We start from the raw sequence: 19,645 nt of genomic DNA, 5'->3' as shown, positions 1-19,645 counted from the left end.
TTACTCCCCAGACCTCTTCATCGGCCGCAGCGCGGGCCGTGCTCTCTTCTTCGCCCCGACGAGCCGCTCGGCCAGCGCGGCCACCGTCGGCGCCTCGAACACCGCCCGTATGGACAGCTCGACGCCCAGCTCCGTGCGCACCCGGTTGATCAGCTTCGTGGCCAGCAGGGAGTGCCCGCCCAGCTCGAAGAAGCTGTCGTCGATCCCCACCCGGGGCAGATCCAGCACCTGCGCGAAGATCCCGCACAGGGACTCCTCCTTCGCGTTCCGCGGCTCCCGCGAGGTGGCCGCCGCCGCGAAGTCCGGCGCGGGCAGCGCCCGCCGGTCGAGCTTGCCGTTGGGCGTCAGCGGCAAGGACGCGAGCGCCACGAAGGCGGCCGGCACCATGTACTCGGGCAGCAGCCCGGCGACGTGGGCGCGCAGCTCCGCCGTGTCCACGGCCGCACCGGCCGCGGGCACCGCGTAGGCCACGAGCCGCTTGCCGCCCGGCGCTTCCTCGCGGACGGTCACCGCGGCCTGCCCGACGGCCGGGTGCGCCGCGAGGACGCTCTCGATCTCGCCGAGCTCGATGCGGAAGCCGCGGACCTTGACCTGGTCGTCGGCGCGCCCGAGGTAGTCGAGCCGCCCGTCCCGCCACCGGGCGAGGTCGCCGGTGCGGTACATGCGCTCCCCGGGCTCCCCGAAGGGGCTGGCGACGAACCGCCCGGCGGTCAGGCCGGGCCGGCCGAGGTAGCCGCGGGCCAGTTGCGCGCCGGCCAGGTACAGCTCGCCGGGCACGCCCGCCGGGACCGGGCGGAGCGCCTCGTCGAGGACGTAGGCCCGGGTGTTCCAGATCGGGGCGCCCAGCGGCGGCGTCGCCGGCCAGTCGGCCGGGTCCGCGGGCAGCGCGTAGGCGGTGACCACGTGGGTCTCGGTGGGCCCGTAGTGGTTGTGCAGCCGCAGCCGGTCGTTGCGCCGGTACAGCTCGCGCAGGTGCTTGCTCAGCACCAGGGCCTCACCGGCCTGCGCGATCTCCGTCAGGGCGGGCAGCGCCACGCCCTGCCCGGTGGCCTCCTCGGCGACCGCGTCGATCACCAGGTTCGGCGCGTACAGCTCGGTCACCTCGTGCTCGGCGAGCCAGCGGGCGAAGGCCGCCGCGTCCCGCCGCACCGCGTCCCCGGGGACGACGAGCGTGCCGCCGTGCAGCAGGGACGACAGGGTCTCCTGCACGGACACGTCGAAGCTGATCGCCGTGAACTGCGCCGTGCGCGCCCCCGGCCCGCCCGGCACCGCCTGAGCGTGCCAGGCCAGCAGGTTGACCATCGCACCGCCGGGCATCGCGACACCCTTGGGGCGCCCGGTGGAGCCGGAGGTGTAGATGACGTACGCGGGGTGCCCGGGGAGCAGGGGTGTGGTGCGGTCGGCGTCGGTGGGGTCGGTGTCCGGGCCCTCCGCGAGGGCGCGCGCCGTGCCGGGGTCGTCGAGGACCAGGCGGGGCGCCGTCCCGGGCAGGACCCGGCCGGTCGCGCCGTTCGTCACGACACAGGCCGGGGCGGAGCTCTCCAGCATGTAGGCGACGCGGTCGGCGGGGTACTCGGGGTCGACGGGCAGGTACGCGGCACCGGTCTTGAGGACGGCCAGGAGCGAGGCGACCAGGTCGGTGGAGCGCGGCAGGGCGAGCGCGACGACGCTCTCCGGGCCGACGCCGAGGCCGATGAGGTGGTGGGCGAGGCGGTTGGCCCGCGCGTTCAGCTCCGCGTAGGTCAGGACGGCGTCGCCGTACTCCAGCGCCGGGGCGTCCGGCGCCGCGGCCACCCGCTCCTGGAACAGCTCCGGCAGCGTGGCCGCGGGGACCTCGCGCGCGGTGTCGTTCCACTCGACGAGCAGCTGGTGCCGCTCGGCGTCGGAGAGGACGTCCAGGTCGCTGAGCGGCTGCGAGGCGTCGGCGACCGCGGAGCGCAGCAGGCGCTCCAGGCGCGCGGCGATGCTCTGGGCACTCTCGCGGTCGAAGAGGTCGGTGGCGAACTCCAGGGTGCCGTCGAGACCGGCGGAGGAACCGTCGGCGCCGTGCAGCTCGGCGATGGCGAACGTCAGGTCGAACTTCGCGGCGAAGGAGGTGATGTCCTCGTCCGCGACCTCCAGACCCCGCATCCGGAACTCGCCCTCGGCCTCGTTCGCCAGGACGAGCATCACCTGGAACAGCGGGTGGTGCGCGAGCGAGCGGGCCGGGTTGACGATCTCCACGAGCCGCTCGAAGGGCACGTCCTGGTGGGCGTAGGCCGCGAGGTCGGTCTCGCGGACCCGGCCGAGGAGCTCGGTGAAGGTGGGGTTGCCGGAGGTGTCGGTGCGCAGGACGAGGGTGTTGACGAAGAACCCGACGAGGTCTTCGAGCGCGTCGTCGTTGCGCCCGGCGATCGGCGAGCCGAGGGGGATGTCCGTGCCCGCGCCGAGGCGCGTCAGCAGGGTCGCGAGAGCGGCCTGGAGCACCATGAACACGCTCGCCTGGTGGCGGCGGGCCAGCTGGACCACGCCGTCGTGCAGGTCGGTGTCCCAGGAGAAGGCGATGCTCTCGCCCCGGTAGCTCGCCACCGCCGGGCGCGGCCGGTCGGTCGGCAGCTCCAGCCGGTCGGGGAGGCCGGCCAGCGTCCGCTGCCAGTAGCCCGCCTGGGCGGAGATGAGGCTGCCGGGATCGTTCTCGTCGCCGAGGAGCTCGCGCTGCCAGAGGGTGTAGTCCGCGTACTGCACCGGCAGCGGCGCCCACTGCGGTGCCCCGCCCTCGCAGCGCGCCGTGTAGGCGGCGGCCAGGTCGTGGGACAGCGGGTCCATGGACCAGCCGTCGCTGGCGATGTGGTGCGTCAGCAGGACGAGCGCGTGCCGCGTCGGCGAGGTGCTGAACAGCCAGGCCCGCAGGGGAAGTTCCGTGGCCAGGTCGAACGCGTGGCGCGCGGCCTCGGCGATGTCCTGGCCGACGCGGTCGGCGGTGGTACCGACGACCGTGAGCTCGGGCCGGGCGGCGTCGCCGTCGAGCAGCAGCTGGTACGGGGTGCCGTCGGTCTTCGGGAAGACGGTGCGCAGGCTCTCGTGGCGCGCGGTGAGGTCGCCGAGCGCGGCGAGGAGAGCGGGCACGTCCACGGTGCCGGTGAGGTGCAGGACCAGCGGGACGTTGTAGGTCGGGCTGGGGCCTTCGAGCTGGTGGAGGAACCACAGGCGGCGCTGGGCGAAGGAGAGCGGGACGAGCTCGGGGCGCTCCATCGGGGCCAGGGCTGTGCGGGCTCCGGCGGCGTTGGTGATGCGCTGGGCGATGCCGGCGACGGTGGGGGCTTCGAAGAGGTCGCGGACGGCGAGTTCGGCGCCGAAGGTGGTGCGGATGCGGCTGAGGAGGCGGACGGCGGAGAGGGAGTGGCCGCCGTGGTCGAAGAAGTTGTCGTCGATGTCGAGGGTCGGCAGGTTGAGGGTCTGGGCGAAGAGGCCGCAGAGGATCTCTTCCTGGGGCGTGCGGGTGCGGCGCCGGGCCGGGGCGGCCACGACGGCCTGCTCGTCCCGGACGGCGGCGACCAGGCGGCCGTCGGTGGTCCAGCGGCCGGTGGTGCCGGTGGGGCGCGGGGTGGTGTCGGTGGTGTCGGTGAGGTGGATCTCGCCGTTCACCCCGGCGGGCACGGGCCGGAGCGCCTCGTCGAGGACGAGGACGCGGGTGCCCTCGGGCACCGGCTGCCCGTCCGGCAGCTGGCGCACGGCGGCGGGCCACTGGACGAGGAGCTGCTCCCGCTCGTCGTCGGAGAGGACGTCCAGGTCGCTGATCGGCAGCGACGCGTCCGCGACGGCCGCGCGCAGCACCCGCTCCAGCCGCACCGTGATCGCCTCGACCGTCTCGCGGTCGAACAGCTCCGTCGCGAAGTCCACCGAGCCCGCCATGCCGGCCGGCAGGCCCTCGGCCGTGCGCAGCTCCTCCATGCCGAATTCGAGGTCGAACTTCGCGATGTCGGAGTCCACCGGCTCGAACCGGCTCTCGACCCCCGCCAGCGGCACGGCGGCCGCCGACGCGTCGAAGGTCAGCATCACCTGGAACAGCGGGTGGTAGGACAGCGAACGCGTGGGATTGACGATCTCCACGAGCCGCTCGAAGGGCACGTCCTGGTGGGCGTACGCCGCGAGGTCCGTCTCCCGCACCCGCCGGAGCAGGTCGGCGAACGTCGGGTCGCCGGAGGTGTCGGTGCGCAGCACGAGGGTGTTGATGAAGAACCCGACGAGCCCGTCGAGCGCGTCGTCCGTGCGGCCCGCGATCGGCGAACCGAGCGGGATGTCCGTCCCCCCGCCGAGCCGCGACAACAGCGTGGCCAGGGCGGCCTGGACGACCATGAAGACGCTCGCCCGGTGCTCCCGCGCCAGGCGCACGATGCCCTCGTGCAGCTCCGGGTCCAGGGCGAACTCGACGTTGCCGCCGGCGTAGCCCGCCACCGCCGGACGCGGCCGGTCGGCCGGCAGGACAAGCTGGTCGGGCAGGCCGGCCAGCTCCTTCCGCCAGTAGGCGACCTGCTCGGAGATGACGCTGTCCGCGTCCCCCTCGTCGCCGAGGAGCTCGCGCTGCCACAGCGTGTAGTCCGCGTACTGCACCGGCAGCGGCGCCCAGGCGGGCGCCGAGCCCGCGCGGCGGGCCGCGTAGGCCACGGACAGGTCCTGGGCGAGCGGCGCCATCGACGAACCGTCGCTCGCGATGTGGTGTGCCAGCAGCAGCAGAACGTGCTCCTCCGGCGCCGTCTCGAAGAGCCAGGCGCGAAGCGGCAGTTCCGCCGTCAGGTCGAAGGTGTGGCGGGACGCCTCGGCCACGGCCTCGTCCAGCCGGGCGGCGTCGGTGTGGACGATCTCCACGACGGGCCGGGCGGCCGCGCCCTGGAGGACGAGTTGGTGGGGGGTGCCGTCGGTCTCGGGGAAGACGGTTCGCAGGGACTCGTGCCGGTCCACCAGGTCGGTGACGGCCGCGCGCAGGGCGTCCGTGTCGAGGGCACCGGTCAGCCGCAGCGCCATCGGCACGTTGTACGTGGCGCTCGGTCCCTCCAGCCGGTCCAGGAACCACAGGCGGCGCTGGGCGAAGGAGAGCGGGACGAGCTCGGGGCGCTCCATCGGGGCGAGGGCGGCCCGTGCCCCGGCCGCGCCGGTGACGCGCTGGGCGATGCCGGCCACGGTCGGCGCCTCGAAGAGGTCGCGGACGGCGAGTTCGGCGCCGAAGGTGGTGCGGATGCGGCTGGTGAGGCGGGTGGCGAGCAGGGAGTGGCCGCCGAGGTCGAAGAAGTTGTCGTCGATCCCGGCCCGCTCCACGCCGAGGACCTCGGCGAAGATCCCGCACAGGATCTCCTCCCGGGCGTCCCGCGGTCCCCGGCCGCCGTCGGCGCCGCTGATCCTCGGCTCCGGGAGGGCCTTGCGGTCCACCTTGCCCGTGGGGGCCAGCGGCAGCGCGTCCAGCGGGACGAACGCGGACGGGACCATGTACTCGGGGAGCACGGAGGCCACGTGGTCGCGCAGGGCGCGCGCGTCCGGGTTCGCGCCGGCGCCGGCGGGGACGACGTAGGCGACGATGCGCTTGTCGCCCGGCCGGTCCTCGCGGACGACGACCGCGACCGGGCCGACGGCCGGGTGGGCCGCCAGGGCGTTCTCGATCTCGCCGAGTTCGATGCGGAAGCCGCGGACCTTGACCTGGTGGTCGACGCGCCCGACGAACTCCAGTTGCCCGTCGGTCCGCCACTTGGCCAGGTCGCCCGTGCGGTACATGCGCCCGCCGGGCTCGTCGAAGGGGTTGGCGACGAAGCGGCCGGCCGTCAGCTCCGGGCGGCCCAGGTAGCCCCGGGCCAGCTGGATGCCGGCGACGTACAGCTCGCCGGGGACCCCGGCCGGAACGGGCCGGAGCGCCGCGTCGAGGACGTACACCCGCGTGTTCCACACGGGCCGGCCGATCGGCGGGGCGACGGCCTCGGTCAGCGGGGCGCTGGCGGTGACCTCGACACTGGCCTCGGAGGGCCCGTAACCGTTGATCATCCGGCGGCCCTGCGACCACCGGCCGACGAGCTCGCCGGTGAACGCGTCACCCCCGAGGACCAGCGACCGCAGCTCGGGCAGGTCGGCGGCCGGCATGCTCGCCACCGCCGCCGGGGACAGCACGGCGTGGTTGATCCGCAGCTCCGCGAGGACCCGCACGAGCGTCTCGCCCGCGAGCGGCCCGGCGGGCGGGATCACCAGGCAGCCGCCGGAGAGGAACGCCACCCACACCTCCAGCACGGAGGCGTCGAAGCTGGGCGAGGCGAACTGCAGGACCCGGCCGCCCGGCCGCACCCCGTGCCGCGCGATCTTGTCGGCGGCGAAGGAGGCCATGCCGCTGTGGGCGACCAGCACGCCCTTGGGGCGGCCGGTGGAACCGGACGTGTAGATGACGTACGCGGCGTGCCCCAGCAGGAGCGGCGCGACGCGGTCGGCGTCCGAGGGGTCGTGCTCCGGACCGGCCCCGGGGGCGTCGGCCGTGGACAGGACCGGCACGTCCGTCGCCGGCAGCCGGCCGGCGTGCGCCGCGTCGGTGACGACGAGCACGGGCCGGGCGTCCTCGATCATGTAGGCGATGCGCTCGGCCGGGTAGCCCGGGTCGACGGGCAGGTAGGCCGCCCCGGCCTTCAGGGCGGCCAGGGCCGCCACGACGAGGTCGGCGGAGCGCGGCAGGGCGAGCGCCACGACGTCCTCGGGGCCGACGCCCCGGCCGATGAGGTGGTGGGCGAGGCGGTTGGCCCGCGCGTTCAGCTCCGCGTAGGAGAGGACCGTCCCCGCGCTCTCCAGCGCGGGAGCGTCCGGCGTGCGGGCCACCTGGGCCCGGAAGAGGTCCGGGAGCGTCGCCGCGGGCACGGCGCGGGCGGTGTCGTTCCACTCGACGAGCATCCGGTAGCGCTCGGCGTCCGAGAGGACCTCCAGCTCGGCGAGCGGCCGGGACGCGTCGGCGACGGCCGAGCGCAGCAGGCGCTCCAGCCGCGTGGCGATGGTCTGGGCACTCTCGCGGTCGAAGAGGTCGGTGGCGAACTCCAGGGTGCCGTCGAGACCGGCCGCCGTGCCGTCGGCGCCGTGCAGCTCGGCGACGGCGAAGGTGAGGTCGAACTTGGCGACGGAGTTGGACAGGTCCTCCTCGCGGACCCGCAGGCCGCGCATGGCGAAGTCGCCACCGGCGGTGTTCTGCAGGACGAGCATCACCTGGAACAGCGGGTGGTGCGCGAGCGAGCGGGCCGGGTTGACGATCTCCACGAGCCGTTCGAAGGGCACGTCCTGGTAGGCGTAGGCCGCGAGGTCGGTCTCCCGGACCCGGCCGAGGAGCTCGGCGAACGAGGGGTTGCCGGAGGTGTCGGTGCGCAGCACCAGGGTGTTGACGAAGAACCCGACGAGGTCCTCCAGCGCGTCGTCATTGCGCCCGGCGGCGGGCGACCCGATCGGGATGTCCGTCCCCGCGCCCAGCCGCGTCAGCAGGGCGGCCAGTGCGGCCTGGAGCACCATGAACACACTCGTCCGGTGCTCCCGCGCCAGCCGTGCGACGCCTTCGTGCAGCTCGGCGTCCCACAGGAACGGCACGTGGTCGCCGCCGTGCGTGGCGACGGCGGGCCGGGGCCGGTCGGTGGGCAGAGCCAGCTGATCGGGCAGGCCGGCCAGCGCCTGCCGCCAGTGCTCGACCTGCGCGGAGATGACGCTGTCCGGGTCGTTCTCGTCGCCGAGGAGCTCGCGCTGCCACAGCGTGTAGTCCGCGTACTGCACCGGCAGGGCGGTGGACCAGACGGGTGCGGTGCCCTCGCAGCGCGCCGAGTAGGCGGCCGACAGGTCGCGAGCGAGCGGGTCCATGGACCAGCCGTCACTGGCGATGTGATGCGCCAGGAGCAGCAGGACGTGCCGCGTCGGCGAGGTGGTGAACAGCCACGCGCGCAGGGGGAGCTCGCCGGTCAGGTCGAACGTGTGGAGCGCGGCCTCGGCCACGTCCTGTGCGACGCGGTCGGCGGTCGTGTCGGCCAGCTCGATGACGGGCCGGGCGGCGTCGCCGTCGAGGACGAGCTGATGCGGGGTCCCGTCCGTCTGGGGGAAGACGGTGCGCAGGCTCTCGTGGCGCGCGGTGAGGTCGCCGAGCGCGGCGCGGAGAGCGGGCACGTCCACGGTGCCGGTGAGGTGCAGCACCATCGGCACGTTGTACGTGGCGCTGGGGCCTTCGAGCTGGTGGAGGAACCACAAGCGGCGCTGGGCGAAGGAGAGCGGGACGAGCTCGGGGCGCTCCATCGGGGCGAGGGCTGTGCGGGCTCCGGCGGCGCCGGTGATGCGCTGGGCGATGCCGGCGACGGTGGGTGCTTCGAACAGGTCGCGGACGGCGAGTTCGGCGCCGAAGGTGGTGCGGATGCGGCTGAGGAGACGGACGGCGGAGAGGGAGTGGCCGCCCTGGTCGAAGAAGTTGTCGTCCACGTCCAGCGTCGGCAGGTTGAGGGTCTGGGCGAACAGACCGCAAAGGATCTCTTCCTGCGGGGTGCGGGCGCGGCGGCGCGTCGGGGCGGCGACGGTGTCCCGCTCGGTTTCGAGGGGAGCCATCAGGCGGCCGTCGGTGGTCCAGCGGCCGGTGGTGCCGGTGGGGCGCGGGGTGGTGTCGGTGGTGTCGGCGAGGTGGATCTCGCCGTTCACCCCGGCGGGCACGGGCCGGAGCGCCTCGTCGAGGACGAGGACGCGGGCGCCCTCGGGCACCGGCTGGCCGTCCGGCAGCTGGCGCACGGCGGCGGGCCACTGGACGAGGAGCTGCTCCCGCTCGTCGTCGGAGAGGACGTCCAGGTCGCTGATCGGCAGCGACGCGTCCGCGACGATCGCGCGCAGCACGCGCACCAGGCGCTCGGCGACGGCCTCGGCGGTCGCCCGGTCGAAGAGGTCCGTCGCGAAGTCCACCGAGCCCGCCATGCCGGCCGGCAGGCCCTCGGCGGTCAGGTGCTCCTCCATGCCGATTTCGAGGTCGAACTTCGCGGTCTCGGCCGCCACCTGCTCCAGCCGTCCGTCGAGCCCGCCGAGGCCGTCGACCGGCACGTCGGCGCCGGTCGCCTCGAAGCTCAGCATCACCTGGAACAGCGGGTGGTAGGACAGCGAACGCGTCGGGTTGACGATCTCCACGAGCCGCTCGAAGGGCACGTCCTGGTGGGCGTAGGCCGCGAGGTCGGTCTCGCGGACCCGGCCGAGCAGCTCCTCGAAGGTGGGGTTGCCGGAGGTGTCGGTGCGCAGCACGAGGGTGTTGATGAAGAACCCGACGAGCCCGTCGAGCGCGTCGTCCGTGCGGCCCGCGATCGGCGAACCGAGCGGGATGTCCGTGCCCGCGCCGAGCCGCGTCAGCAGGGCCGCCAGGGCGGCCTGGACGACCATGAACACACTCGCCTGGTGCGCACGCGCCAGCTCGGCGATGCCCTCGTGCAGGGCGGTGTCGACGCTGAACGCGACACTCTCCCCGCGATAGGCGGCCTCGGCGGGCCGGGGCCGGTCGGCGGGCAGGACGAGCTGGTCGGGCAGCCCGGCCAGGGTCTCCCGCCAGTGCGCGACCTGCGCGCTGATGACGCTCTGCGGGTCGTTCTCGTCGCCGAGGACGTCGCGCTGCCAGAGGGTGTAGTCGGCGTACTGCACGGGCAGCGGCGCCCAGGCGGGCGCCGAGCCCGCGCGGCGGGCCGCGTAGGCGGTGGACAGATCGCGGGCGAGCGGCGCCGTGGACCAGCCGTCACTGGCGATGTGGTGCGCCAGGATGAGCAGGGCCTGCTCATCGCCCTCGGTGCGGAACAGCCAAACGCGGAAGGGCAGTTCCGAGGTCAGGTCGAAGGTGTGGCGGGACGCCTCGGCCACGGACTCGTCCAGCCGGGCGGCGTCCGTGTGGACGATCTCCACGACGGGCCGGGCGGCCGCGCCCTGGAGGACGAGCTGGTGGGGGGTGCCGTCGGTCTCGGGGAAGACGGTCCGCAGGCTCTCGTGCCGGTCCACCAGGTCGGTGACGGCCGCGCGCAGGGCGTCCGTGTCGAGCTCACCGGACAGGCGGAGGAGAAGCGGCACGTTGTACGTGGCGCTGGGGCCCTCCAACTTGTGGAGGAACCACAGGCGGCGCTGCGCGAACGACAGCGGCACGAGCTCCGGCCGCTCCCGGCGCGCGAGGACGGCACGGCCGCCGGTGGCGCCACCGAGCCGCTCACTCAGCCCGGCCACGGTCGGAGCCTCGAACAGGTCGCGGACGGACAGCTCCGCGTCCAGAGCGGCACGGATGCGGCTGATGAGGCGCATGGCGAGGAGGGAGTGCCCGCCGAGGTCGAAGAAGTTGTCGTCGATGCCGGCCCGCTCGACGCCCAGAATCTCGGCGAAGATGCCGCAGAGGAGCTCCTCGCGGGGGGTGCGCGGGGCGCGGCCGTCGGTGGTGCCGGTGGCCTGGGGGGCGGGAAGCGCGCCGTGGTCCAGCTTGCCGTTGGGCGTCAGCGGCAGCACGTCGAGGGTGACGAACGCGGACGGGACCATGTACTCGGGCAGCGACAGTGCCGCGTGGTCGCGCAGCTCGCGGACATCGGCAGCCGGAGTCGAGGGAACGACGTAGGCGGTGATGCGTTTGTCGCCGGGCTGGTCCTCGCGGACGATGACGGCGGCCTGGACGACGCCGGGGTGGGCGGCCACGACGGACTCGATCTCGCCGAGTTCGATGCGGTAGCCGCGGACCTTGACCTGGTTGTCGACGCGGCTGACGAACTCCAGCTGCCCGTCCGCCCGCCACTTCGCGATGTCACCCGTGCGGTACATTCGCGCGCCCACGGCGAAGGGGCTGGCGACGAAACGGCCGGCGGTGAGGTCCGGGCGCCGGTGGTAACCCCGGGCGAGGAGATCACCGGCGATGTAGAGCTCACCCGAGACACCCGCCGGAACCGGCCGGAGGGCGGCGTCGAGGACGTACATCTGGGTGTTCCAGATGGGGCGTCCGATGGTGACGACGCCGGCGGGGGCTTTCTCGCCGGGGTTGATGCGGTATTCGGTGCAGCCGACGGTGGTTTCTGTCGGGCCGTATTCGTTGATGACGGTGACGTCGGGGTGGCGGCTGCGCCATTCGTCGAGGACTTCGCCGAGGAGGGATTCGCCGCCGAGGACGAGCTGTCCGGAGGGTGAGAACCGCTCGGGCAGGGCCATGAGCAGGCCGAGGTGGGAGGGCGTGGCTTTGACGAAGGTGGGCTGCTCGGCGAGTTCGTCGGCCGATTCCTCGGTGAGCTCGATGAGCTGGACGCAGCCGCCGGAGGTGAGCGGGCCGAAGAGGCCGGTGACGGTCAGGTCGAACGAGACAGGGGAGTGCACCATAGCCCGCCCCGACACGGCGGTGTAGGCCGACCGTGCCCAGGCCAGGTAGAGGTTGAGCGAGCGGTGTTCGACGACGACGCCCTTGGGGCGGCCGGTGGAACCCGACGTGTAGATCACGAACACCGGGTGGGCGGCGTCCATGGGGACGATCACGTCGGCGGGGGACAGCGCGTCGCCGTCCGCGACAGCGACGATGCCCATGCCGTCGACGTCCGGGAGCTGCGCACGCCCCTTGTCGTCGGTGATGGCGAGCACGGGCGTGGTGTCGCCGAGCATGAAGGCGATGCGGTCGGCGGGGTAGGACAGGTCCACCGGAACATAGGCGGCACCCGTTTTGACGACGGCCATGATGGCGACGGTGAGTTCGATGGAGCGGGGCAGTGCGATGGCCACGAACCGCTCGGGGCCGGCGCCTTGGGCGATGAGGTGGCGGGCGAGCCGGTTGGCCTTGGCGTTCAGCTCGGCATAGGTCAGCACCGTGCCGTCGTGCTCGACGGCCGGGGCGTGGGGGGTGCGGGTGACCTGGGCCTGGAACAGCTCGGCCAGGGTCGCGGAGGTGACCTCGCGGGCGGTGTCGTTCCAGCCGGTGGTCAGCTGCTCGCGCTCACCGTCGGAGAGGATCTCCAGCTCGCCGATCGGCCGGGACGCATCCGCGATCACAGCGCGCAGCAGCCGCTCCAGACGGGCGGCGATGGCCACGGCCGAGTCCCGGTCGAACAGATCCGTCGCGAACTCCACCAGCCCCCGCATCCCCCCGGGGTTCCCGCCGTCGGTGAGCCGCTCCTCGAAGTCGAAGGACAGGTCGAACTTCGCGGACGTGGCGTCCAGCGCGTGCTCCCGCACCGCCAGCCCCGGCAGTTCCGGTGAGGCGACGCCCTCGGGCTTCTGGAAGGTCAACATGACCTGGTAGAGCGGGTGGTGAGACAGCGAGCGGGCCGGGTTGACGATCTCCACGAGCCGCTCGAAGGGCACGTCCTGGTTCGCGTAGGCCGCGAGGTCGGTCTCCCGGACCCGGCCGAGCAGCTCCTCGAACGACGGGTCGCCCGACGTGTCCGTCCGCAGCACCAGGGCGTTGACGAAGAAGCCGACGAGGTCGTCCAGGGCGCCGTCCGTGCGGCCGGCGATGGCCGAGCCGATGGGGACGTCCGTGCCCGCGCCCAGGCGCGTCAGCAGCGCGGCGATACCCGCCTGGACGACCATGAAGACGCTGGACCGGTGCTCCCGCGCGAGGCGCACCAGACCTGCGTGCACCTCCGCGTCCCAGGAGAACGCGAAGGTCTCACCCCGGTAGCTGGCCACTGCCGGGCGGGGCCGGTCGGTGGGGAGTTCGAGCTGGTCGGGCAGGCCGGCCAGGGCCTGCCGCCAGTGCGCGATCTGCCCGGCGATCACGCTCTCCGGGTCGTTCTCATCACCCAGAACCTCACGCTGCCACAGCGTGTAGTCCGCGTACTGGACCGGCAGCGCGGACGGCCACACCGGGGCCGTGCCCTCGCGGCGGGCCGTGTAGGCGAGGGAGAGATCGCGGACGAGCGGGTCCATCGACCAGCCGTCACACGCGATGTGGTGCGCCAGGAGCAGCAGGACGTGCTCGTCCGGCGCCATGGTGAACAGGTGCAGGCGCAGCGGGAGTTCGGCCGTCAGGTCGAAGGCGTGCCCGGCGGCCGACGCGACGGCCTCGTCCAGGCCCTCGGCGCCGGTGCGGACGACCTCGACGGCGGGCTGTGCCGCCGCGCCGTCCAGGAGGTGCTGGTACGCGGTGCCGTCCGTCTCCCGGAACACGGTGCGCAGGCTCTCGTGTCGTGCGACCAGGTCGGCCGCCGCCGCGCTCAGCGCCGCCACGTCGAGATCTCCGGACAGGTGGAGCAGTTGCTGCACGTTGTAGGTGGCGCTGGGGCCCTCCAGCTTGTGGAGGAACCACAGGCGGCGCTGCGCGAACGACAGCGGCACCCGCTCCGGGCGCTCCACCGGTGCCAGCGCGGCCCGCGCCCCGGCCGCCCCGCTCACCCGGGTGGCGAGCCCGGCGACCGTGGGGGCCTCGAACAGGTCGCGAACGGACAGCTCCGCGTCGAAGGTGTCGCGGATGCGGCTGATGAGGCGCATGGCGAGCAGGGAGTGCCCGCCGAGGTCGAAGAAGTTGTCGTCGATGCCCACGGTGGCCGCGCCGAGCACCTCGGCGAAGATGCCGCACAGGATCTCCTCCTGCGCGGTGCGCGGCCCCCGGCCGCCGCCCCCGGTGGTGACCTCGGGGGCGGGCAGGGCGCGGCGGTCGAGCTTGCCGTTCGCGGTCAGCGGCAGCGCCTCCAGGGTGACGAACGCCGACGGGACCATGTGCTCGGGCAGCGTCTCCGCCGCCCGCGCCCGCAGCGCGGCAGGGTCCGCGCCGCCGACGACGTAGGCGACGATCCGCTGGTCACCGGGGATGTCCTCGCGCACCACGACGGCCGCGTCCGCGACTTGCGGGTGACCGGCGACCACGGCCTCGATCTCACCGAGCTCGATGCGGAAGCCACGGATCTTGACCTGCTGGTCGGCACGTCCGAAGTACTCCAGGCCGCCGTCGGCGCGGCGGCGGGCGAGGTCGCCGGAGCGGTACATGCGGCTGCCGCGCTCGCCGAAAAGGTGGGCGAAGGGGTCGGCGACGAACCGGCCGGCGGTCAGGGCGTGGCGGCCGAGGTAGCCGTGGGCCAGGCCCTCGCCGGCGACGTACATCTCGCCGGTGACCCCGTGCGGCACCGGCTGGAGGTGCTCGTCGAGGACGTACACCCGCAGGTCGGGGAGGTTGACGCCGATGGTGCTCGCCGCCGCCGCGGCGGCGCTCTCCCGGGTCAGGGCGAGGTGGGAGACATGGACGGTCGTCTCGGTGATGCCGTACATGTTGACGAGCGTGGGCGCGTCGTCGGCGTGGCGCTCGTACCAGTCGGCGAGGCGCGCCGGCTCCAGGGCCTCGCCGCCGAACACGACGTACCGCAGGGCCAGTTCGGTGCCGGGACGCTCGCGGTCGGCGGCCATCAGCTGGTAGAAGGCGGACGGCGTCTGGTTCAGGACGGTCACCCGCTCCCGCCCGAGCAGGGCAAGGAACGCGGAGGCGTCCCGGCTGACGGCGTGCGGCACGACCACGAGGCGGCCGCCGTGCAGCAGGGCGCCCCACAGCTCCCACACCGAGAAGTCGAAGGCGTAGGAGTGGAAGAGGGTCCACACGTCGCTGTCGCCGAAGCCGAACCAGTGGTCGGTGGCGGAGAAGAGGCGGGCGACGTTGTGGTGGGTGACGGGCACGCCCTTGGGGCGGCCGGTGGAGCCCGAGGTGTAGATGACGTACGCGACATCGGTGGGGCGCAGGGGACGGGTGCGCTCGGCGTCGGTGAGGTCGCCGGTGCCGTGCGTCGTGGCGTCGGGGCCGTCGACGAGGACGGTGGGCAGGTCGTGCGCGGGGATCCGGCCGGCGGTCGCGGTGTCGGTGACGACGGCGGCCGGGGCGGCGTCCTGGAGCATGTACGCCAGACGGTCGGCCGGGTAGTCCGGGTCCATCGGCAGGTACGCCGCACCCGACTTGGCGACGGCCAGCAGGCCCACGACCAGGTCCAGGGAGCGCGGCAGGGCCAGCGCCACGATCTCACCGGGGCCGATACCGCGCGCGGCCAGCGACCGCGCGAGACGGTTCGCGCGCGCCGACAGCTCGGCGTAGCTGAGGGACGTCTCCTCGTACACCACCGCCGTGGCCTGCGGCGCCGTGGCGGCCCGGGCCTCGAAGAGGGCGGCCAGGGGGCGGGTGGGCTGCCCGGTGGGGACGGCGGGGGCGTTGTGGCCGGTGATGAGCTGCTCGCGCTCGTCGGCGGCCAGGATCTCCAGTTCACCGATCGGCCGGGTGGCGTCCGTGACAACGGACCGCAGCAGCCGCTCCAGCCGCCCGGCGAGCGCCACGGCCGTCTCCCGGTCGAACAGGTCGGTGGCGAACACCACCGACCCGTCCATCCCGGCGGGCAGGCCGTCGGCGCCCAGCCGCTCCTCCATGTCGAACTGGAGGTCGAACTTGGCGGTGGCGGTGTCGAGCTCGCGCCCGTGCACCGTCAGCCCCGGCAGGGCGAGCTCGGCGTCGTTGTTCTGGAAGGTGAGGATCACCTGGAACAGCGGGTGGTGCGCGAGGGACCGGGTGGGGTTGACGATCTCGACGAGCCGCTCGAAGGGCACGTCCTGGTTCGCGTAGGCGGCGAGGTCGGTCTCGCGGACCCGGCCGAGCAGCTCCTCGAAGGTGGGGTTGCCGGAGGTGTCGGTGCGCAGCACGAGGGTGTTGACGAAGAACCCGACGAGGTCGTCCAGGGCGCTGTCCGTGCGGCCGGCGATGGCCGAGCCGATGGGGACGTCCGTGCCCGCGCCCAGGCGGGTCAGGAGCGTGGCGAGCGCCGCCTGCACGACCATGAAGACGGTCGTGCGGTGCGCGTGGGCCAGCCGCGTGACCGCGCCGTGCAGTTCCGCGTCCCACGTGAACGCCACGGTGTCGCCCTGGTGGCTCGCGACGGCCGGGCGGGGCCGGTCGGTGGGGAGTTCGAGCTGGTCGGGCAGCCCGGCCAGGGCCTGCCGCCAGTGCGCGATCTGCCCGGCGATGACGCTCTGCGGGTCGTTCTCGTCCCCCAGGAGCTCGCGCTGCCACAGCGTGTAGTCCGCGTACTGCACCGGCAGCGGCGCCCACTCGGGCGCGGTGCCCGCACAGCGCGCCGCGTACGCCACCGACAGGTCGCGGGCCAGCGGGTCCGTGGACCAGCCGTCACCGGCGATGTGGTGCGTCAGGACGAGCAGCGCGTGCTCGTCCGCACCCGTGCTGAACAGCCACATCCGCACCGGGAGCTCCGCCGTCAGGTCGAAGGCGTGCCGGGAGGCCGCGGCCACCGCCTCGTCCAGGCGCTCGGCGGAGGTCTCCACGACCTCGACGACGGGCTGTGCCGCCGCGCCCTCCAGGACGCACTGGTACGGGGTGCCGTCGGCCTCCGGGAACACGGTGCGCAGGCTCTCGTGCCGGCCCACCAGGTCGGCCAGGGCGCCGCGCAGGGCGGCGACGTCGAGCTCTCCGGTCATGCGGAGCAGCAGGGGCAGGTTGTAAGTGGCGCCGGGGCCCTCCAGCTGGTGGAGGAACCACAGGCGGCGCTGGGCGAACGACAGCGGGACCCGCTCGGGCCGCTCCACGGGCGCCAGGGCCGCCCGCCCGCCCGCCGCCCCGTCCAGGCGCCCGGCGATGGCGGCGGCCGTGGGGGCCTCGAACAGGTCCCGGACGGACAGCTCCGCGTCGAAGGTGTCGCGGATGCGGCTGATGAGGCGCATGGCGAGCAGGGAGTGCCCGCCGAGGTCGAAGAAGTTGTCGTCGATCCCGGCCCGCTCCACGTCGAGGATGTCCGCGAAGAACCCGCAGAGGATCTCCTCGCGGGCGTCGCGGGGCCTGCGGGAGGCGGCCGTGCCCGTGGCGGTGGGGTCCGGCACGGGCAGCGCCTTGCGGTCGACCTTGCCGTTCGGGTTCATGGGGAAGGACGCGAGCTGCACGAACGCGGCCGGGACCATGTACGAGGGCAGCGCCGCGGCCGTGCGCTCGCGCAGCTCGGCGACGTCCAGCGCGCGGTCCTTGTCGACGGGCACGGCGTACGCGGTGATGCGCTGGTCGCCGGGGCGGTCCTCCCGGACGATGACGACGGCCTGGGCCACGTCCGGGTGTGCCGTGATGGCCGCCTCGATCTCGCCGAGCTCGATGCGGTGGCCGCGGACCTTCACCTGGAAGTCGACGCGGCCCAGGTACTCCAGCTGCCCGTCCTCCCGCCACCGGGCCAGGTCACCGGTGCGGTACATGCGCGAGCCGGGCGCGCCGAAGGGGTCGGCGAGGTAGCGGCCGGCGGTCAGGTCGGGGCGGCCCAGGTAGCCGCGGCCCATGCCGTCGCCGGCCATGTACAGCTCGCCCGGCACGCCCACCGGCACCGGGCGCAGTGCGGCGTCGAGCACGTGGGCGCGCATGTTGGCGATCGGGCGGCCGATGGGCGCGGTGCCGTCCCCGGTGATCTCGGCGAACGTGGACCAGACGGTCGTCTCGGTGGGGCCGTAGAGGTTGGTGACACCGGCGGCGAGGTCGGTCATGCGGCGGGACAGGGCGGGCGGCAGGGGCTCCGCGCCGACGAGGATCCGCAGGCCGCGCAGCGCCTCGGGGCGCTGGGAGACCAGGGCCTGCCAGAGCGAGGGCGTGGCCTGCATGAACGTGATGCCCGACGTCTCGATCAGCTCGGCGAGGCGGGGGATGTCCCGGCGCTCGTCCGAGGTGGCGATGACGACGGACGCGCCGGTGACCAGCGGCATGAACAGGTCGAGGCCCGCGATGTCGAACGCGACCGTGGCGACGGCGAGCAGCCGGTCCGAGGGCCGCGGCGCGAAGTACTCGGTCATCGCCACGAGGAAGTTGGCGAAGTTCGCGGCCGAGATGACCACGCCCTTGGGGCGGCCCGTCGAACCGGAAGTGAAGATCGCGTACGCGGTGTGGGCGGGGGAGACGGGCGCGAGGCGGTCGGCGTCGGTCAGATCCGTGCCGGGCAGGGCGGCGAGTTCGGCCCGGACGGCGGCGTCGTCGAGGGACGTCAGCGCGGCGGCGGCCACGGGCAGCCTCGGCGCGGTGGCGGCGGTGGCGAGCACGCACACCGGCTCGGCGTCCTCGAAGATGTAGCCGATGCGGTCGGCCGGGTGCTCGGGGTCGACGGGCAGGTAGGCGGCACCGGACTTGACGACGGCGAGGAGGGCGACCGCCAGCTCGGCCGTGCGCGGCAGGGCCACGGCCACATAGCGCTCGGGCCCGGCACCCCGGGCCACCAGCAGGCGGGCCATCCGGTTGGCGCGCTCGTTCAACTCCGCATAGCTCAGACGGACGTTGTCGCAGATCACGGCGGTGGCGTCGGGGGTCAGCGCGACCTGGGCCCGGAACAGCTCGCGGACGGTGTCGGCGGAGAAGTCCCGCGCGGTGGCGTTCCAGCCCGCCGGGACCTCCCGCGGTGCCACCGGGGCCATGCCGGGAAGCCCGTCGCCCGGCAGGTTCGAACCGTGCATCGTTGCTCCAGCCATGCCGCTGACTCCTCGTGCAGTCCATAAGGGGCCGCCGTCGGCCGCCGGCTTCTCGCGCGGCGGTGTCGAAGGGGGTCGGCCCGGGTCTCGTTACCGGCGAGCGGACGGAAGGGGACACCGCACGCCAGGGGTTGGCAGGTCCACGCGTTCCAGCTCACTACGCCAGCCAAGAAGCTAGGGGGGTCGGCTTTCGGATCGTTATCGGTGCCGCTTCGCAGGCCCGGACCGCCCCGGCGGCCCCCGGGCGGGCGGAACGGACCGGATAGACGGCCGATACGGCACCGATACCGGGCCGCCGTAGGTTCCTCTCCCATGGCCCTTCTCCCCGCACCGCCCAGCACCCCGTGGCTGCGTACGTACCAGCCGGTGGCCTCGCCCCGCGTACGGCTCATCTGCTTCCCGCACGCCGGCGGTGCGGCGAGCTTCTACCGCGCGTGGCCGCAGTGGGCGCCGGCGGACGTGGAGGTGTCCGCGGTCCGCTACCCGGGCCGCGAGGAGCGCATCGCCGAGCCCATCCCCACCCGCATGGCCGACCTGGCCGGGCCCCTCGCCGACGCCCTGGCCCCCTGGACGACCACCTGCACCACCGTCTTCTTCGGGCACAGCATGGGCGCGTCCGTGGCCCACGAGGTCGCCGCCCTGCTCGCGGCGCGCGGCGACCGCGGCCCGGCCGCGCTCTTCGTCTCCGGCCGCGCCGCCCCGCACCGCCTGCGGCGCGTCGGCAACGGCGACCTCCCCGACGAGCAACTCCTCACCGAGGTCAGCGAGCTCGGCGGGCCGGGCGCGGACGCCCTGCGCGAGCCCGAGCTGCGGGACCTCGTCCTGCCGCCGATCCGCGCCGACTACCAGCTCGTCGACGCCTACGCGGCCGGGCCCAAGGCCGGCGCGCTCGACGTCCCCGTCGTCGCCTACCTCGGCGAGAGCGACCCCGGGCCCACGCCCGACGACGTCCGCGCCTGGTCACAGCTGACCACGGCCGGCGGCGACGCCGTCGCCTACCCGGGCGACCACTTCTTCCTGGTGCCGCACGGCGAGGCCGTCGTCCGCGATATCGGCTCGCGCCTGGCGCGACTCGGCTGAGCGGCTCGGGCCTGTCCGGCGGGACTTCGGCTGCGGGCCGTCGCTGCCGCCTGCGGCGGCGAGCGCCCTGCGGGCGCGTCCTCAAACGCCGGACGGGCTGATGTGGCTGAGCTCAGCCCCCTCCAGCCCCGGCCGGGGCCCCGCCCCGCCGGAGCGGGGGGGGGTTTTG

2 protein-coding genes are annotated in these 19,645 nt (G+C 74.0%); one reads left to right on the top strand and one right to left on the bottom strand.

What is annotated here, in order from left to right; translation table 11 throughout:
* Nucleotides 1-18,396, bottom strand: a complete 18,396-nt coding sequence (locus ABZ951_RS23590) for a non-ribosomal peptide synthase/polyketide synthase (RefSeq protein ID WP_361280619.1) — start codon at nucleotides 18,394-18,396, stop codon at nucleotides 1-3.
* A gap of 312 nt (nucleotides 18,397-18,708) precedes the next feature.
* Here ABZ951_RS23590 and ABZ951_RS23585 point away from each other — a divergent pair, with 312 nt between their 5' ends.
* Nucleotides 18,709-19,476: a thioesterase domain-containing protein gene (locus ABZ951_RS23585; protein WP_344096402.1), complete on the top strand. Its 768-nt coding sequence runs from the start codon at nucleotides 18,709-18,711 to the stop codon at nucleotides 19,474-19,476.
* Nucleotides 19,477-19,645: the final 169 nt, after the last annotated feature.

Source organism: Streptomyces sp. NPDC046215 (assembly GCF_040646215.1).
Lineage (GTDB): Bacteria > Actinomycetota > Actinomycetes > Streptomycetales > Streptomycetaceae > Streptomyces > Streptomyces stramineus.
The sequence above is the reverse complement of the archived record's forward strand: the minus strand, read 5'-3'. Positions and strand labels throughout refer to the sequence as shown.